The 17,863-nt window shown below is 59.4% G+C and carries 16 protein-coding genes; 5 read left to right on the forward strand and 11 right to left on the reverse strand.

What is annotated here, in order from left to right:
• Nucleotides 1-37 precede the first annotated feature (37 nt).
• The 7 genes from WH299_RS15060 to WH299_RS15090 all read right to left on the reverse strand — a co-directional run bounded on the left by WH299_RS15060 (nucleotide 38) and on the right by WH299_RS15090 (nucleotide 7,887).
• Entirely contained in the window at nucleotides 38-460 is a 423-nt protein-coding gene (locus tag WH299_RS15060) for a GNAT family N-acetyltransferase (RefSeq protein ID WP_126570876.1), read from the reverse strand.
• Nucleotides 453-1,619 carry a ribosomal protein uL16 3-hydroxylase gene (locus tag WH299_RS15065; RefSeq protein ID WP_038847892.1) on the reverse strand — a complete coding sequence of 389 codons (1,167 nt, stop codon included), beginning with the start codon at nucleotides 1,617-1,619 and terminating at the stop codon, nucleotides 453-455. The genes WH299_RS15060 and WH299_RS15065 overlap by 8 nt, the downstream gene beginning before the upstream one ends.
• An 84-nt stretch (nucleotides 1,620-1,703) precedes the next feature.
• A complete protein-coding gene (gene purB, locus WH299_RS15070) occupies nucleotides 1,704-3,074 on the reverse strand; it encodes an adenylosuccinate lyase (protein WP_323624353.1) in 1,371 nt (456 codons plus the stop codon).
• 125 nt (nucleotides 3,075-3,199) lie between these two features.
• Nucleotides 3,200-3,823, reverse strand: a complete 624-nt coding sequence (gene hflD / locus WH299_RS15075; protein ID WP_339550662.1) for a high frequency lysogenization protein HflD — start codon at nucleotides 3,821-3,823, stop codon at nucleotides 3,200-3,202.
• Nucleotides 3,820-4,944 carry a tRNA 2-thiouridine(34) synthase MnmA gene (gene mnmA, locus WH299_RS15080; RefSeq protein ID WP_028616799.1) on the reverse strand — a complete coding sequence of 375 codons (1,125 nt, stop codon included), beginning with the start codon at nucleotides 4,942-4,944 and terminating at the stop codon, nucleotides 3,820-3,822. Before mnmA ends, hflD begins: the two co-directional genes overlap by 4 nt.
• 59 nt (nucleotides 4,945-5,003) lie before the next feature.
• A complete protein-coding gene (locus tag WH299_RS15085; protein ID WP_122729016.1) occupies nucleotides 5,004-5,450 on the reverse strand; it encodes an NUDIX hydrolase in 447 nt (148 codons plus the stop codon).
• Nucleotides 5,451-5,661: 211 nt separating this feature from the next.
• Nucleotides 5,662-7,887: an NADP-dependent isocitrate dehydrogenase gene (locus WH299_RS15090; protein ID WP_123475892.1), complete on the reverse strand. Its 2,226-nt coding sequence runs from the start codon at nucleotides 7,885-7,887 to the stop codon at nucleotides 5,662-5,664.
• A gap of 493 nt (nucleotides 7,888-8,380) precedes the next feature.
• Here WH299_RS15090 and icd point away from each other — a divergent pair, with 493 nt between their 5' ends.
• A complete protein-coding gene (gene icd, locus WH299_RS15095) occupies nucleotides 8,381-9,637 on the forward strand; it encodes an NADP-dependent isocitrate dehydrogenase (RefSeq protein WP_122729012.1) in 1,257 nt (418 codons plus the stop codon).
• Nucleotides 9,638-9,716: 79 nt separating this feature from the next.
• Here icd and cspD read toward each other — a convergent pair whose 3' ends face one another.
• Nucleotides 9,717-10,031, reverse strand: a complete 315-nt coding sequence (cspD, locus tag WH299_RS15100; protein WP_339550664.1) for a cold shock domain-containing protein CspD — start codon at nucleotides 10,029-10,031, stop codon at nucleotides 9,717-9,719.
• Between the two features lie 225 nt (nucleotides 10,032-10,256).
• Here cspD and clpS point away from each other — a divergent pair, with 225 nt between their 5' ends.
• Nucleotides 10,257-10,625 carry an ATP-dependent Clp protease adapter ClpS gene (clpS, locus tag WH299_RS15105; RefSeq protein ID WP_005789091.1) on the forward strand — a complete coding sequence of 123 codons (369 nt, stop codon included), beginning with the start codon at nucleotides 10,257-10,259 and terminating at the stop codon, nucleotides 10,623-10,625.
• A 29-nt stretch (nucleotides 10,626-10,654) separates the two neighbouring features.
• On the forward strand, nucleotides 10,655-12,925 hold the full coding sequence (gene clpA / locus WH299_RS15110) for an ATP-dependent Clp protease ATP-binding subunit ClpA (protein ID WP_122729010.1): 2,271 nt from the start codon (nucleotides 10,655-10,657) through the stop codon (nucleotides 12,923-12,925).
• 258 nt (nucleotides 12,926-13,183) lie between these two features.
• Here clpA and infA read toward each other — a convergent pair whose 3' ends face one another.
• The 3 genes from infA to aat all read right to left on the reverse strand — a co-directional run bounded on the left by infA (nucleotide 13,184) and on the right by aat (nucleotide 14,946).
• On the reverse strand, nucleotides 13,184-13,402 hold the full coding sequence (infA, locus tag WH299_RS15115; RefSeq protein ID WP_002553999.1) for a translation initiation factor IF-1: 219 nt from the start codon (nucleotides 13,400-13,402) through the stop codon (nucleotides 13,184-13,186).
• Nucleotides 13,403-13,502: 100 nt separating this feature from the next.
• Nucleotides 13,503-14,210: an arginyltransferase gene (locus tag WH299_RS15120; protein ID WP_028616793.1), complete on the reverse strand. Its 708-nt coding sequence runs from the start codon at nucleotides 14,208-14,210 to the stop codon at nucleotides 13,503-13,505.
• 55 nt (nucleotides 14,211-14,265) lie between these two features.
• Nucleotides 14,266-14,946: a leucyl/phenylalanyl-tRNA--protein transferase gene (gene aat / locus WH299_RS15125; RefSeq protein ID WP_028616792.1), complete on the reverse strand. Its 681-nt coding sequence runs from the start codon at nucleotides 14,944-14,946 to the stop codon at nucleotides 14,266-14,268.
• Nucleotides 14,947-15,257: 311 nt separating this feature from the next.
• Here aat and WH299_RS15130 point away from each other — a divergent pair, with 311 nt between their 5' ends.
• Nucleotides 15,258-15,467, forward strand: a complete 210-nt coding sequence (locus WH299_RS15130) for a hypothetical protein (protein WP_134743074.1) — start codon at nucleotides 15,258-15,260, stop codon at nucleotides 15,465-15,467.
• The gene (locus tag WH299_RS15135) at nucleotides 15,442-17,850 is read left to right on the forward strand and encodes a DNA translocase FtsK (RefSeq protein WP_028616791.1); all 2,409 of its coding nucleotides are present in this window, start codon (nucleotides 15,442-15,444) and stop codon (nucleotides 17,848-17,850) included. Before WH299_RS15130 ends, WH299_RS15135 begins: the two co-directional genes overlap by 26 nt.
• The last annotated feature ends 13 nt before the right edge of the window (nucleotides 17,851-17,863 follow it).

Genomic DNA, 17,863 nt, shown 5'->3' on the forward strand with positions numbered 1-17,863 from the left:
AGCCCAGCGCGGGGCAAGCCCGCTCACCACAGGGGAGTCATCCCTCGCGCACCATGTCTACATGCGGAATCCCGACTTCAAGGAATTCGCCACTGACGATCTTGAAGCCCAGTCGCTCATAGAACCGCGCCGCATACACCTGCGCACTCAGGAACTGCTTGGCCTGGCCGCGCTGCTCGGCCACGCCGATCACCGCTTCCATCAGCTTGTCGCCGACCTTCAAGCCGCGCCAGTCCTTGAGTACCGAAACGCGTCCGATCTCGCCACTGGGCAGCAGGCGCGCGGTACCAATCGGAAAATCGCCTTCGAATGCAAGGAAATGCACTGCGCCGGCGTCATCCGCGTCCCACTCCAGCTCCGGTGGAACCGATTGTTCAGCGATAAACACCGCTTCACGAATGCGCCGAATCTCGGCGATATCCTTTTGCCAGTCCGCGACACTTACGTGAATTTTATTCATCGGCAAATCCCAGGCTTCCTTGCTTGACCAGTTCGCACAGCAGATCGCGACCGTCTTCGTCCGCCAGCCACGGGCCGAGGTTTTCGGCGTGCAGGGCGTCGGCGGCGCAGATCAGCTTGAGCAGTTCACGCAGCTTACCCGGCAGGTAGCGGCTCTGGCCGCTGGCGAACAACAGCACGTCGTCGTCGACTTCCGACCAGGCCATGCGCGCGCTCGGGTTGCGCACCAGGATCGCGCCGTCTTGCAGGGCGCTGATGAAGTCTTCTTCGCCCAGTTCCTCACCGGCCACCAGTTCAGGATAGCGTGGTTCGGTCATGAACTGGCCGAACCAGGTCAGCAGCATGCGCTCGTCGCTCATGTGCTCGGCCAGCAGGCTCTTGAGGCGGTCCAGCGCGTCGCCCTGGATCTGGTGCGGGTCGCTGACCGGCTGGGCGTCGGCGTCGGTGTAGCGTTCTTCGTCAGTCAGGTACTGGCTGAGGAAGTCGGTGAAGTGGGTCAGCACTTCGGCGGCGCTTGGAGCGCGGAAACCGACGGAGTAGGTCATGCAGTCATCTTCGGCAATGCCGAAGTGCGCCAGGCGTGGCGGCAGGTAGAGCATATCGCCCGGTTCCAGGACCCACTCAGCGCTCTCTTCGAATTCGGCGAGGATGCGCAGGTCGGCGTGCTGCAGCAGCGGGCTTTCCGAGTTGCACATCTGGCCGATCTTCCAGTTGCGCTTGCCCTGGGCTTGCAGCAGGAACACATCGTAGTTGTCGAAGTGTGGACCCACGCTGCCGCCGGGCGCGGCGAAGCTGATCATTACGTCGTCGATGCGCCAGCTTGGCAGGAAGCGGAACTGCTCCAGCAGCTCGGCGACTTCTGGCACGAACTGGTCGACCGCTTGCACCAGCAGGGTCCACTCGCGCTCAGGCAGGGTGCTGAAGGCATCTTCAGCAAACGGGCCGCGGCGCAGTTCCCACGGACGCTCGCCGTGTTCGATCACCAGGCGCGATTCGACTTCTTCTTCCAGGGCCAGGCCGGCCAGTTCGTCGGCGTCTATCGGGCTTTCGAAATCAGGGATGGCCTGACGGATCAGCAGCGGTTTTTTCTGCCAGTAGTCGCGCAGGAATTCCCGTGCCGTGATGCCGCCCAGAAGTTGAAGAGGGATATCAGGATTCATGTGTAACCTATTGAAAGAAAGCACTTTTCAGACTGGAATAAAAACGCCCGGCGCGGCCGGGCGTCTCAAAGGGTCAAGCAACGATCAGATGCGCTTGGCTTGCTCTACAGCGTTGCCGATGTAGTTGGCCGGGGTGAGCAGTTTCAGCTCGGCCTTGGCCGCGGCTGGCATGTCCAGGCCGTCGATGAAAGTCTGCAGTGCTTCAGGGCTGATGCCCTTGCCGCGCGTCAATTCTTTCAGCTTCTCGTACGGGTTTTCGATGTTGTAGCGACGCATCACGGTCTGGATCGGCTCGGCCAAGACTTCCCAGCACGCGTCCAGGTCAGCGGCGATCTTCTGCTCGTTGAGCTCCAGCTTGCTGATGCCTTTGAGGCTGGCTTCGTACGCGATCACGCTGTGAGCGAAGCCCACGCCTAGATTGCGCAGTACGGTGGAGTCGGTCAGGTCGCGCTGCCAGCGGGAGATCGGCAACTTGCTGGCCAGGTGCTGGAACAGTGCGTTGGCGATGCCGAGGTTGCCTTCGGAGTTTTCGAAGTCGATCGGGTTGACCTTGTGCGGCATGGTCGACGAGCCGATTTCACCGGCAATGGTGCGCTGCTTGAAGTAGCCCAGGGAGATGTAGCCCCAGATATCGCGATCGAAATCGATCAGGATGGTGTTGAAGCGCGCAATCGCGTCGAACAGCTCGGCAATGTAGTCGTGGGGTTCGATCTGCGTGGTGTACGGGTTGAAGCCCAGGCCCAGCTCGTCTTCGATGAAGGCGCGGGCGTTGGCTTCCCAGTCGATCTCAGGGTAGGCCGAGATGTGGGCGTTGTAGTTGCCCACGGCGCCGTTGATCTTGCCCAGCAGCGGCACGGCGGCGACTTGGGCGATCTGACGCTCCAGACGGTACACCACGTTGGCCAGTTCTTTGCCCAGGGTAGTCGGCGAAGCCGGCTGGCCGTGGGTGCGCGACAGCATCGGCACGTCGGCGAAGCGGATAGCCAGTTCGCGGATGGCGTTGGCGGTCTGGCGCATCAGCGGCAGCATCACGTCATCACGGCCTTCGCGCAGCATCAGGGCGTGGGACAGGTTGTTGATGTCCTCGCTGGTGCAGGCAAAGTGGATGAATTCGCTGATCTGGGCCAGTTCCGGCAGCTTGGCCGCTTGCTCTTTGAGCAGGTATTCGATGGCTTTGACGTCGTGGTTGGTGGTGCGCTCGATCTCTTTCACACGCTCGGCGTGCTCCAGGGAGAAGTTTTCCGCCAGGGTGTTGAGCACAGCGTTGGCTTGCGCGGAGAACGCCGGCACTTCGCTGATGGCGGGGTGAGCGGCCAGGCGCTGGAGCCAGCGCACTTCAACCAGAACACGAGCACGGATCAGGCCGTATTCGCTGAAAATAGGGCGCAGGGCCTGGGTTTTGCCGGCGTAGCGGCCGTCTACAGGGGAAACCGCAGTGAGCGAAGAGAGCTGCATGGGGTGTTCTCGGACAGTCGGGCAACGAAATGGGGCGCGTATCATACATGAAAAAATCCGCCGGTCCGTTGCCAACTGACCGGCGTATTACGCGTAACGGCTTGAAAAAGGCCTGCTGGTGCGACTTATTCGTTGCGCATCAACGGGTAAAGCTCTTTGAGCAATTTGCGGCGGCTGATCACCAACTGCCAACGATGACCGCCCAACTGGCGCCACAACCGTGCCGAACGAATGCCGGCCAGGAGCAGGGCGCGGATTTTCGAGGCGTTGTTCGGTTGCTGCAGGTTGCGCATGTCGCCGTGGACCTGGATGCGTTGGCGCAAGGTGCTCAAGGTGTCCTGGTACAGCGCACCACAGGCCGCGATCACGTTTTCGTGGGCCGGGCCGAAGTGTTCCACCTGGGATTGAATCTGTGGCAAACGCTTGCCGATGACCTCGAGCAAGTCGTCGCGCTTGGCCAGTTGCCGCTCAAGACCGAGCATCGACAGGGCGTAGCGCAGCGGCTCGCGCTGCAGGGTGCTGGGGTCGCGTTCCAGTGCGCCGATCAGCGCGCGGTAGCCTTCACGCAGCGCGAGGTCGTCGCCGCCGTAGACCTCCAGGGTGTCCTGGGGGTCGCGGATCAGCAGGCTGCCGAGCATGCAGGTCAGGCCGGCCTCGGTGACTTGGCCGGTCTTGGCGATCTTGTCTACCAGTACAGCGGCGAGAAAGACCCCGCCCAGCGCCGTCAATTGCTCCTGGGTCGGGCTCATGCCGATTTGCTCCAGGCTTCGGCCACTTCAATCACGCCGCCGCCCAGGCAGATTTCGCCGTCGTAGAACACCACGGACTGGCCAGGCGTCACCGCGCGTTGCGGGTCATCAAAGGTGGCGCGGTAGCCGGTGGCAGTTTTTTCCAGGGTGCAAGGCTGGTCGCTCTGGCGATAGCGCACTTTGGCGGTCAGGCGGCGCGGGGTGCTCAGGTCGATCGGGTTGACCCAATAGATTTCCGAAGCCAGCAGGGCGCCGGAGAACAGCAGCGGATGCTCGTTGCCTTGGCCGACGATCAGCACGTTGTTTTCCAGGTCCTTGACCAGCACGTACCACGGTTCTTCACCGGCATCTTTCAAGCCGCCGATGCCCAGGCCCTGGCGCTGGCCGATGGTGTGGTACATCAAGCCATGATGACGGCCGATGACTTCACCTTCGGTGGTATGGATTTCGCCCGGTTGCGCCGGCAGGTACTGCTTGAGGAAGTCGCTGAAGCGGCGCTCGCCGATAAAGCAGATCCCGGTGGAATCCTTCTTCTTGGCGGTGGCCAGGCCGTGTTTCTCGGCGATCTTGCGCACTTCGGGCTTTTCCAGCTCGCCCACCGGGAACAGGGTTTTGGCGATCTGTTCACCGCCGACGGCGTGCAGGAAGTAGCTCTGGTCCTTGTTCGGGTCCAGGCCCTTGAGCAACTCGGTGCGGCCATCGATATCGCGACGGCGCACGTAGTGGCCAGTGGCGATCAGGTCGGCGCCGAGCATCATGGCGTAGTCGAGGAACGCCTTGAACTTGATTTCACGGTTGCACAGGATGTCTGGGTTCGGCGTGCGGCCTGCCTTGTATTCGGCCAGGAAGTGCTCGAACACATTGTCCCAGTACTCAGCGGCGAAGTTGGCGGTGTGCAGCTTGATACCGATCTTGTCGCACACGGCCTGGGCGTCCGCCAGGTCGTCCATGGCGGTGCAGTATTCCGTTCCATCGTCTTCTTCCCAGTTCTTCATGAACAGGCCTTCCACCTCATAACCCTGCTCCATGAGCAGAACGGCGGAAACGGAAGAATCCACGCCGCCGGACATGCCGACGATGACGCGCTTCTTTTGTGTGTCAGAAGGGGCTGGATCACGCATAGGGTTTCAACGGGTGTCTTGAAAAAGGACGCGATTCTATCAGGCTCAGGCCTTCAAGGCTAAAGAGAAGGGCGGATCAATTCGAGACTGTGGCGCTGGCCGGCCAGATAATCATCGATACAGCGGATGATCAGCTCGCTGCGCCAGTCGTCGCGCAGGTCAATCAGTTCGTCGCGGGTCAGCCAGCGGGCACGCAGGATGCCTTCGTCGAGTTGATAGTCTGGGTGGTGTTTCAGGGCTTTGGCGATGAAGCACACACGCTGGTAGGTCACGCCATTGCTGGGGGCGGTGTACAGGTAAATGCCGACGATGCCGGTGGCTTCGACGTCCCAGCCGGTTTCTTCGAGGGTTTCTCGCACGGCGGCTTCGGTGAGGGTTTCGTGCGGGTCGAGGTGGCCGGCGGGCTGGTTGAGCACGGCGCGGCCGCCCTTGAGTTCCTCGACCATCAGGAAGCGGCCGTTGTCTTCGACGAGGGTGGCGACGGTGATGTGGGGTTGCCAGGTCATAAGCGGCCTCAAGGTTGGAGTGGCTGGCGCAACCCAATCAACTGTGGGAGCTGGCTTGCCTGCGATAGCAGTCTGTCAGTTAATGCAGCTGTAGCTGACCCACCGCCATCGCAGGCAAGCCAGCTCCCACATTTTGATTCGGTTTCTTCAGTGAAAGAGTAGAAACAGAAACCCCGGCGCAGGGCCGGGGCTTCTTTGCAGCCTTACAACCTTACTTCAACTTGGCAATTGCCGCATTGAGGGTGTTGCTTGGGCGCATGGCTTTGCTGGTCAGTTCCGGGTTCGGCGCGTAGTAGCCGCCGATGTCGACTGGCTTGCCCTGCACGGCGTTGAGCTCGGCAACGATGGTTGCTTCGTTCGCGGTCAGGGTCTTGGCCAGTTCGCCAAACTGCGCTTGCAGTGCAGTGTCTTCGGTCTGGGCGGCCAGGGCTTGAGCCCAGTACAGCGCCAGGTAGAAGTGGCTGCCGCGGTTGTCGATGTTGCCGACTTTGCGCGATGGCGACTTGTTGTTGTCGAGGAACTGGCCAGTGGCCTGGTCCAGGGTCTTGGACAGTACCAGGGCTTTCGGGTTGTTGTACGTCACACCCAAATGCTCAAGGGATGCGGCCAGGGCCAGGAACTCGCCCAGGGAATCCCAGCGCAGGAAGTTCTCTTCCACCAGTTGCTGCACGTGCTTCGGTGCCGAACCGCCGGCGCCGGTTTCGAACAGGCCACCGCCGTTCATCAGCGGCACGATCGACAGCATCTTGGCGCTGGTGCCCAGTTCCATGATCGGGAACAGGTCGGTCAGGTAGTCGCGCAGTACGTTGCCGGTTACCGAGATGGTGTCCAGGCCCTTGCGGGTGCGCTCCAGGGTGAACTTCATCGCGTCGACCGGCGACATGATGCGGATGTCCAGGCCTTCGGTGTTGTGGTCTTTCAGGTAAGCCTGAACTTTCTCGACCACGACGCCGTCGTGTGCACGCTTAGGGTCCAGCCAGAAAATGGCCGGGGTGTTGCTGGCGCGGGCGCGGTTGACGGCCAGTTTGACCCAGTCCTGGATCGGCGCGTCTTTGGTCTGGCACATACGGAAGATGTCGCCGGCTTCGACTTTCTGTTCCATCAGCAGGCTGCCCTTGCTGTCGGTGACGCGGACTACGCCGTCAGCCTTGATCTGGAAGGTCTTGTCGTGGGAGCCGTACTCTTCGGCTTTCTTCGCCATCAGGCCAACGTTTGGCACGCTGCCCATAGTGGTTGGGTCGAAGGCGCCATTGGCCTTGCAGTCTTCGATGACCGCTTGGTAGATGGTGGCGTAGCAGCGATCCGGGATCACAGCCTTGGTGTCGTGCAGTTGACCGTCGGTGCCCCACATCTTGCCGGAGTCACGGATCATGGCCGGCATCGAGGCGTCGACGATCACGTCGCTTGGCACGTGCAGGTTGGTAATGCCTTTGTCGGAGTTGACCATCGCCAGGGAAGGGCGAGCCGCGTATACGGCCTGGATGTCAGCTTCGATCTGCGCTTGCTGGTCGGCCGGCAGGGCCTTGATGCGAGCGTACAGGTCGCCGATGCCGTTGTTCAGGTTGAAGCCGATCTGCTCCAGCACGGTGGCGTGCTTGGTCAGGGCGTCTTTGTAGAACTCGGCAACGATCTGGCCGAACATAATCGGGTCGGAGACCTTCATCATGGTGGCTTTCAGGTGAACCGACAGCAGTACGCCTTGTTTCTTGGCGTCTTCGATTTCAGCGGCGATGAACGCGCGCAGGGCTTTCTTGCTCAGTACGGCGGTGTCGATGATTTCGCCGGCCTGTACCGAAGTCTTTTCCTTCAGGACAGTGGCGGTGCCGTCTAGGGCGATCAGCTCGATTTTGACAGCGTCAGCGGCTTCGATCTGCACGGCTTTTTCGCTGCCGTAGAAATCGCCACTGTTCATGTGGGCAATGTGCGACTTGGAGTCGGCAGCCCAAGCGCCCATCTTGTGCGGGTGCTTGCGTGCATAGTTCTTGACCGACAGCGGTGCGCGGCGGTCGGAGTTGCCTTCGCGCAGTACCGGGTTCACGGCGCTGCCCTTGACCTTGTCGTAACGTGCACGGGTTTCTTTTTCCGCGTCGGTGGTTACGGTTTCCGGGTAGTCCGGCAGGGCGTAGCCCTGGGCCTGCAGTTCCTTGATCGCGGCTTGCAGCTGCGGGGTCGAGGCGCTGATGTTAGGCAGCTTGATGATGTTGGCTTCAGGCGTAACGGCCAGGTCGCCCAGTTCGGCGAGGTGGTCCGGGATAGCCTTGGCGCCCAGTTGCTCGGGGAAGCTTGCGAGGATGCGCGCGGCGAGGGAGATGTCGCGGGTTTCCACGGCAATATCAGCGGAAGCGGTGAAGGCCTCTACGATAGGCAGCAGTGAATAGGTGGCGAGGGCCGGGGCTTCGTCGGTGAAGGTGTAGATGATCTTCGAGCGGGTGGGCATATTCGGATTAACTCTCTTCTTTGCTGAAAGCGTGCGCAGAAACTCGAGATGCGCCGGGTGGAGCGCGTTCGTTCAAAGTCATCCATGAGCGAAATGTCGAGGTTTCTTCGCGGTGATGTTGGGTTGCATCAGTCGAGCGTCAAGCGGGTGGACTATTGTTTAGTCCGGCTTTTCTGGCGGAGGGCACTGTTATAGAGCGGTCGGCCGTCGTGACTCTTTGGTCAGCGGCGGCATTATACATAGGTCGCTATGCTTACGCCGAGCCTTCATACAAAAGGTGTGTCGTCCATTGGTCTAAAGGTCGCAGGGCCCAGGTTGCGACCAAAGTCGCACGATGTGCTCGAGATTGGCGATTTTGCCTTTTCTTTCAGGCTTGTAGGCGACAAATTATGCTGTTTTCGATGCAAATGAGCGTGGCGTGAGGTTTCAGTCGCCATTTATCTGGAGTAGGCTCGAACGCAGCCAGATGTTCAATCCATAGATGGAGTTCAGCATGGGATACAAGAAGATTCAGGTTCCGGCAGTCGGCGACAAAATCACCGTCAATGCAGACCATTCTCTCAATGTTCCTGACCAACCGATCATCCCTTATATCGAAGGTGACGGTATCGGCGTCGACATCAGCCCGGTGATGATCAAGGTAGTCGATGCAGCTGTTGAAAAGGCCTACGGCGGCAAGCGCAAGATCTCCTGGATGGAGGTATATGCCGGCGAGAAAGCGACTCAAGTCTACGACCAGGACACCTGGCTGCCCCAGGAAACCCTGGACGCGGTCAAGGATTACGTGGTTTCCATCAAGGGGCCGCTGACCACCCCTGTCGGCGGCGGCATCCGTTCATTGAACGTGGCCCTGCGTCAGCAACTCGACCTTTATGTATGCCTGCGCCCGGTGCGCTGGTTCGAAGGCGTGCCCAGTCCGGTCAAAAAGCCTGGCGATGTGGACATGACCATCTTCCGTGAAAACTCCGAAGACATTTATGCCGGGATCGAGTGGAAGGCCGGTTCGCCTGAAGCGATCAAGGTAATCAAGTTCCTTAAAGAGGAAATGGGCGTCACCAAGATTCGTTTCGACCAGGATTGCGGAATTGGCGTGAAGCCGGTCTCCAAGGAAGGGACCAAGCGCCTGGCGCGTAAAGCCCTGCAATATGTAGTGGATAACGACCGCGACTCACTGACCATCGTGCACAAAGGCAACATCATGAAGTTCACCGAAGGTGCCTTCAAGGAGTGGGCCTACGAAGTGGCGGCCGAAGAATTTGGCGCCACACTGCTCGACGGCGGCCCGTGGATGCAGTTCAAGAACCCGAAGACCGGCAAGAATGTGGTGGTCAAGGACGCCATTGCCGACGCCATGCTCCAGCAGATCCTGTTGCGTCCGGCTGAGTATGATGTGATCGCGACGCTTAACCTGAATGGTGATTACCTGTCCGACGCGTTGGCGGCGGAGGTGGGCGGTATCGGTATTGCGCCGGGCGCGAACCTGTCGGACACCGTAGCGATGTTCGAAGCGACCCACGGTACTGCACCTAAATATGCGGGCAAGGATCAGGTGAATCCGGGGTCGTTGATTCTGTCAGCCGAAATGATGCTGCGGCATATGGGCTGGACCGAGGCGGCGGATTTGATCATCAAGGGCACCAATGGTGCGATTTCTGCCAAGACTGTAACGTACGACTTCGAGCGCTTGATGGATGGCGCGAAGCTGGTGTCGTCGTCGGGTTTTGGTGATGCGTTGATTTCGCATATGTAGGAGAGTTAGGCATAAAAAACGGCCCTCCTGATTGTTCGGGAGGGCCGTTTTTTTTGCAGTGCATTTGCTTGGCCGAATGTCAGGCCTTTTCTTTTTCTTTGCCTTTTATGGCGTTGTCTGCAGTTTTTTTGTCGTCGCGGGATGCTTCATGCTTTGCGTGGTCGCGGTCTCCAGCGTTGCAGGGGCTACAGATACCTATTGCATGCAAGCCTTTTGGTCCTTGAATGATTTCAAAGCTCACTTCCTGGCCCGCCTTCAGCGTTTTGTATCCATCCATTTGGATCGCTGAGTAATGCGCGAAGAGGTCATCCGATTTACCTTCTTCGTTGATAAAGCCGTACCCCTTGGCATTGTTGAACCATTTGACCTTGCCTTTGATCTTGACGCCAGACATACCCATATCCCTCTGCACCAGACTCCATCACTGGAGTATCATCCAGTTTATCCGTCCTAACCCGAATAAATAAGGTTGACTGCGCGGACCTTTTTTACCCACTGTGGGTTCTATTGGTTGTAACACCGTTTCGCCGATAGTCAAGGCGACCGATCGGTCAGTAGTTGAAATTCTGACAGGTCGCCCCCACCACTGTATTTGAACCACTGACGAACCTTTCTTTCCATGCATGCAAACAGCCAGATTCGACTAACATTCAATCAGGATCGACCGGATCAGGAACATGATGACGACGGTTCTGCAGGCATTGCTGTTCAGGAGGCCAAGCCTGCCTTACAGGCGCCGCCGATGTACAAGGTGGTTTTGTTCAATGATGACTACACACCGATGGATTTCGTGGTCGAAGTGCTCGAGGTGTTTTTTAACCTGAACCGCGAGTTGGCGACCAAGGTAATGCTGGCCGTTCACACAGAAGGACGGGCAGTATGTGGAGTGTTTACCCGCGACATCGCCGAGACAAAGGCCATGCAGGTCAACCAGTACGCCAGGGAAAGCCAGCATCCGCTACTCTGTGAAATCGAGAAGGACGGTTAACGCCGACCACTTGGGTATGAGGTGAAGCTATGTTAAACCGCGAGCTCGAAGTCACCCTCAATCTTGCCTTCAAGGAGGCTCGTTCGAAGCGTCATGAATTCATGACCGTCGAACACCTGCTGCTGGCACTTTTGGACAATGAAGCTGCCGCCACCGTTTTGCGTGCGTGCGGCGCCAACCTCGACAAACTCAAGCATGACCTGCAGGAGTTTATCGACTCCACGACGCCACTTATTCCAGTCCACGATGAAGACCGTGAAACCCAGCCAACCCTGGGCTTCCAGCGGGTGCTTCAGCGTGCCGTGTTCCATGTTCAGAGCTCCGGTAAGCGTGAGGTCACAGGCGCCAATGTGCTTGTGGCGATTTTCAGCGAGCAGGAAAGCCAGGCAGTGTTCCTGCTGAAACAGCAGAGCGTTGCGCGTATCGATGTCGTCAACTACATCGCCCACGGTATCTCCAAGGTGCCTGGGCACGGCGATCATTCCGAGGGTGAGCAGGATATGCAGGACGACGAGGGCGGTGAGTCTTCTTCTTCGGGCAATCCACTGGATGCCTATGCCAGCAACCTCAACGAACTGGCGCGCCAGGGGCGGATCGATCCGCTGGTGGGGCGTGAGCTTGAAGTTGAGCGCGTAGCGCAGATCCTTGCACGTCGTCGCAAGAACAACCCGTTGCTGGTGGGTGAGGCAGGCGTGGGTAAGACCGCGATTGCCGAAGGCCTGGCCAAGCGCATCGTGGATAATCAGGTGCCGGACCTGCTGGCCAATAGCGTCGTCTATTCCTTGGACCTGGGCGCGTTGCTCGCCGGGACCAAGTACCGTGGCGATTTCGAGAAGCGCTTCAAGGCGCTCCTCGGCGAGCTGAAAAAACGCCCGCAGGCGATCCTGTTCATCGATGAAATCCACACCATCATTGGCGCCGGTGCGGCTTCCGGTGGGGTGATGGACGCCTCCAACCTGCTCAAGCCGCTGCTGTCGTCGGGTGATATCCGTTGCATCGGCTCGACCACGTTCCAGGAATTTCGCGGCATCTTCGAAAAAGACCGTGCCCTGGCGCGTCGCTTCCAGAAAGTCGACGTGTCCGAGCCTTCGGTTGAAGACACCATCGGCATCCTGCGTGGGCTCAAGGGGCGTTTCGAGGCGCACCATGGCATCGAGTACACCGATGAAGCCCTGCGTTCAGCGGCTGAGCTGGCGTCGCGCTATATCAATGACCGGCACATGCCGGACAAGGCCATCGACGTGATCGACGAGGCGGGTGCCTACCAGCGCCTGCAGCCGATTGAGAAGCGTGTGAAGCGCATTGACGTGCCTCAGGTCGAGGACATCGTGGCGAAGATCGCGCGGATTCCGCCTAAACACGTCAACAGTTCCGATAAGGAGCTGCTGCGTAACCTGGAGCGCGACCTCAAGCTCACCGTGTTCGGCCAGGATGCTGCCATCGATGCGCTGTCCACCGCGATCAAGTTGTCGCGTGCGGGCCTCAAGTCGCCGGACAAGCCCGTTGGTTCGTTCCTGTTCGCTGGCCCGACCGGCGTCGGCAAGACCGAAGCGGCGCGGCAGTTGGCCAAGGCCATGGGCATTGAGCTGGTGCGTTTCGACATGTCCGAGTACATGGAGCGTCACACCGTGTCGCGCCTGATCGGTGCGCCTCCGGGCTATGTCGGTTTCGACCAGGGCGGTCTGTTGACCGAGGCGATTACCAAGCAACCGCATTGCGTGCTGCTGCTCGATGAAATCGAGAAGGCCCACCCGGAAGTCTTTAACCTGCTGCTGCAGGTGATGGACCACGGCACCCTGACCGACAACAACGGGCGCAAGGCGGACTTCCGCAACGTGATCGTGATCATGACCACCAACGCCGGTGCCGAAACGGCCGCGCGGGCTTCGATCGGCTTCAGCCATCAGGATCACTCTTCCGATGCAATGGAAGTGATCAAGAAGAGCTTCACGCCGGAATTCCGCAACCGCCTGGACACCATTATCCAGTTTGGTCGCCTCAGTCATGAGGTCATCAAAAGCGTGGTGGACAAGTTCCTCACCGAGCTTCAGGCGCAGCTGGAAGACAAGCGCGTGCAGCTGGATGTCACGGAAGCGGCGCGCAGCTGGATCGCCGAGGGCGGCTACGATGCGGCAATGGGCGCTCGCCCAATGGCGCGTCTGATCCAGGACAAGATCAAGCGGCCATTGGCCGAAGAGATCCTGTTCGGCGAACTTTCCGACCATGGTGGCGTGGTGCACATCGACCTGAAGGATGGCGAGCTGACCTTCGAGTTCGAAACCACGGCTGAAATGGCCTGATAGCTGACCGCAACAATGCAAAAGGCGCCGAAAGGCGCCTTTTTGCTACCTGGATAAACGGGTGGGTCGCTATCTGTCGACCGGTGAAGATCAACTGTGGGAGCTGGCTTGCCTGCGATAGCGGTGGGCCAGCCAAGCATGCAGTCACTGACAGACCGCTATCGCAGGCAAGCCAGCTCCCACAGGGTCAAGTGGCGACTGTTAAATGGCGCGCACACAAAAACGCCCGGCATAACCGGGCGTTTTGTATTGACTTGCTTAGCGAGCGCGGTAAGTAATGCGCCCTTTGCTCAAGTCATAGGGCGTCAGCTCGACGCGCACTTTGTCACCGGTAAGAATACGAATGTAGTTCTTGCGCATCTTGCCGGAGATATGCGCGGTTACGACGTGCCCATTTTCCAACTCCACACGAAACATGGTGTTGGGCAGGGTGTCGACGACAGTGCCTTCCATTTCGAAGCTGTCTTCTTTCGACATGCAGTAAAGCCCTCGGTATCCAGTGAATGGCCCGGTGCAACTGCGCCAGGCAAAAGCGGCGTGCATTGTGCCCGAAAAAGGGTGTTTAAGCCAAGGGGTTCTAGTTAAGCACGACCCATCTTTGATTAATCAGCAGTTCTATGGGTCGATATTGGGTCTTGTAGTTCATCTTTTTGCAGTTCTTGATCCAGTAGCCGAGGTACACCGCCTCCAGTTCCAGGCGCAGTGCTTCGCCGATTTGCCACAGGATTGCAAAGCGTCCCAGGCTACGGCGCTCTTCGGCAGGCTCGTAGAAGGTGTAGACCGCCGACAGGCCGTTAGGCAGCAAATCGGTCACGGCCACTGCCACCAACCGGCCGTCGGCGCGAAACTCATAGAAGCGCGAGAAGGGCAGGTCGCGGACCAGGAACGTGGAAAACTGGTCGCGACTGGGCGGGAACATATCGCCGTCGGCGTGGCGTTCCTCGATATAGCGCTGGTAAAGGTCGAAATACTCTTCGGTGAAGCGTGGTTTGGTTGGCATCACCGTCAGGTCGGCGTTGCGCTTAAGGATGCGTTTCTGGTTGCGGTCCGGCAGAAACTGCGCAACAGGGATGCGTGCCGGGACGCAGGCATTGCAGTTCTGGCAATGAGGCCGGTACAGATGATCGCCACTGCGCCGAAAGCCCATCTCCGACAGGTCGGCATACACATGCACGTCCATAGGCTGGCTGGGGTCGAGGAACAGTGTGGTGGCCTGCTCGTCGGGCAGATAGCTGCAAGAGTGGGGTTGAGTGGCATAAAACTTCAAACGCGCCAACTCGGTCATGATCAACCCTCGGATAAGCTTTGAAATAAGTGTAAGCCAGGAGCGCGGAAGTCGCCTAGGAAACCCACGGTCCAGCGCTGCGCTGATCCAGATGGTCGCGCAGGAAACCTGCGAAGTCGCTGCGGGATATGGCGCGGGCACCCAGGCTGTGCAGGTGATCGTTGGGCATCTGGCAGTCGATCAATACAAAGCCCCATTCCTGTAGTTGGCGGGTCAGCGTGGCAAAGCCGAATTTCGAGGCGTTATCGGCACGGCTGAACATGGACTCGCCGAAAAACAGCTGGCCCATCGCCAGGCCATACAAACCCCCCACCAGTTTGCCGTCGTCCCAGACCTCCACCGAATGGGCATAGCCGCGCTGGTGCAGTTCCAGGTAAGCGCTCTGGATGCTCTCGGTGATCCAAGTGCCGTCGGCATAAGCGCGCGGTGCGGCGCAGGCCTGGATGACGGCGGCGAAATCCTGGTCGAAGGTCACGCTGTAGCGCTGCTGGCGCAACAATTTGCCTAGGCTGCGGGACACATGCAGCTCGTCGGGGAATATCACCGTGCGCGGGTCGGGTGACCACCAGAGGATCGGCTGGCCGTCCGAAAACCACGGAAAGCAGCCATGGCGATAGGCTTGTACCAGGCGTTCGGCCGAAAGATCGCCACCGGCAGCCAGCAGGCCATTGGGTTCGCGCATGGCCTTGGCCAGAGGAGGGAATGTCAGTGAGTCGCGTTGTAACCAGGTCAGCATGGCATCCAGGCTTACGGAAGGGGAGGGGGTGGCAGGTATGACACCTGCTTGCGCAGTGCTGATTATTGTCGACATGGCGCCATCGGGCCAGCCCGAATCGGCTATTGAGGTGGATTAGCGTGAGCAGGTGTTTCTGCAACTCTGCCTCGGCGGCGTGGTCGTAATCGGGTCTGTGCCATGCAGGCCATTTGCCAAGCTTGCCTGGATTGATAAAAACAGCGCATAAGCCTTTGTCAGCAAAGACAATGCATGCTCAAATTGAACATGTTGTGAGACTAAATTGGCTATGCTGCCGAGTGAAGGGCAGGGGCGTGGCATCGCCGGCACAAACCCGTACAATGCGGGCATTGTGGCGCTTTCGTCATTTCATCCAGCAAGCGCCCAATGTTAAAAGTAGATTCAACGACGCACGTTCATTTTTCAGCTGCTCGGATTGGGCAGTATTTGCAGTCATTCAACAGATGGACGCGCTAAAGGCGCAGGAAAAGACCCGTTTTGAAGAAATCCGCCGCAACACCTAAAGCAGCAGTCGTGCCGGCCTGGCGCCAGCACCTGCATTATCGCCTCAAGGAAGGCGCGCTGATCGCTATCGGCGCGCTGTGCCTGTTCCTGATGATGGCCTTGCTCACGTATGGCAAGGACGATCCGGGCTGGAGCCACAACAGCAAGATCGAAGACGTGCAGAACTTCGGCGGGCCTGCCGGTTCCTACAGCGCCGATATCCTGTTCATGGTGCTGGGTTACTTCGCTTATATCTTCCCGTTGCTGCTGGCGATCAAGACCTGGCAGATCTTCCGCCAGCGTCATGAACCGTGGCAGTGGAGCGGTTGGCTGTTCTCCTGGCGCCTGATTGGCCTGGTGTTTCTGGTGCTGTCCGGCGCGGCGCTGGCGCATATCCATTTTCATGCACCGACCGGCTTGCCGGCGGGCGCGGGCGGGGCGTTGGGCGAGAGCCTCGGTGACCTGGCACGCAGGACCCTGAATATTCAAGGCAGCACGCTGATGTTCATCGCGCTGTTCCTGTTCGGCCTCACCGTGTTCACCGACCTGTCGTGGTTCAAGGTGATGGACGTGACCGGCAAGATCACCCTCGACCTGCTGGAGCTGTTCCAGGGCGCCGCCAATCGCTGGTGGGCGGCACGGGTCGATCGCAAGCGCATGGTCGCCCAATTGCGCGAGGTAGATACCCGTGTCAACGAGGTGGTGGCGCCGAGCACGCCGGACCGGCGCGAGCAGGCCAAGGTCAAGGAACGCCTGATCGAACGCGAGCAGGCCCTGAGCAAGCACATGTCGGACCGCGAGAAGCAGGTGCCGCCGGTGATTGCCCCGGCACCGCCCAAGGCCCCTGAGCCGAGCCATCGCGTGCAGAAAGAGAAACAGGCACCGCTGTTCGTCGACAGTGCGGTTGAAGGCACGTTGCCGCCGATCTCGATCCTCGACCCGGCCGAAAAGAAACAACTCAACTATTCCCCGGAATCCCTGGCGGCCGTCGGTCACCTGCTGGAAATCAAGCTCAAGGAATTCGGCGTCGAAGTGTCGGTGGACTCGATCCATCCCGGCCCGGTGATTACTCGTTACGAAATCCAGCCGGCCGCCGGCGTCAAGGTCAGCCGTATTTCCAATCTGGCGAAAGACTTGGCGCGTTCCCTGGCCGTGACCAGCGTACGTGTTGTGGAAGTCATCCCCGGCAAGACCACCGTGGGTATTGAGATTCCCAACGAAGACCGCCAGATCGTGCGCTTCTCCGAGGTGCTGTCGACCCCGGAATACGACAACTTCAAATCGCCGGTCACCCTGGCGCTGGGCCATGACATCGGCGGCAAACCGGTGATCACCGACCTGGCGAAGATGCCTCACCTGCTGGTGGCCGGTACCACCGGTTCCGGTAAGTCGGTGGGGGTGAACGCGATGATCCTGTCGATCCTGTTCAAGTCGGGCCCGGAAGACGCCAAGCTGATCATGATCGACCCGAAGATGTTGGAATTGTCGATTTACGAAGGTATTCCGCACCTGCTGTGCCCAGTGGTCACCGACATGAAGGACGCCGCCAACGCCCTGCGCTGGAGCGTCGCCGAGATGGAGCGCCGCTACAAACTGATGGCGAAGATGGGCGTGCGTAACCTGTCGGGCTTCAATGCCAAGATCAAGGAAGCCCAAGAGCGCGGCGAGACCATCGATGACCCGCTGTACAAGCGCGAAAGCATCCATGACGAAGCGCCGAAACTGACCAAGCTGCCGACCATCGTGGTGGTGGTTGACGAATTCGCCGACATGATGATGATCGTCGGCAAGAAGGTTGAAGAGCTGATCGCACGTATCGCCCAGAAGGCCCGTGCCGCCGGTATCCACTTGATCCTCGCCACCCAGCGTCCTTCGGTGGACGTGATCACGGGTTTGATCAAGGCCAACATTCCTACGCGGATGGCGTTCCAAGTGTCGAGCAAGATCGACTCGCGGACCATCATCGACCAGGGTGGCGCCGAACAACTGCTTGGCCACGGTGACATGCTCTACATGCCGCCGGGCACCAGCCTGCCGATCCGGGTCCACGGTGCCTTCGTTTCCGACGATGAAGTCCACCGCGTGGTGGAAGCCTGGAAACTGCGCGGCGCACCGGAATACAACGACGACATCCTCAACGGCGTCGAAGAAGCCGGCAGCGGCTTTGAAAATGGCGGCGGCGGTGGTGACGATGATGCTGAAACCGACGCGCTGTACGACGAGGCCGTGGCCTTCGTACTGGAAAGCCGTCGCGCCTCGATTTCCGCGGTGCAACGTAAATTGAAAATTGGCTACAACCGCGCCGCCCGCATGATCGAAGCCATGGAAATGGCCGGTGTCGTCACGGCAATGAACACCAACGGCTCGCGCGAAGTCATTGCCCCCGGGCAGATGCGCGACTGATCCCGTGCCGCGT

It is taken from the genome of Pseudomonas sp. MYb541 (genome assembly GCF_037479595.1).
GTDB lineage: Bacteria > Pseudomonadota > Gammaproteobacteria > Pseudomonadales > Pseudomonadaceae > Aquipseudomonas > Aquipseudomonas canadensis.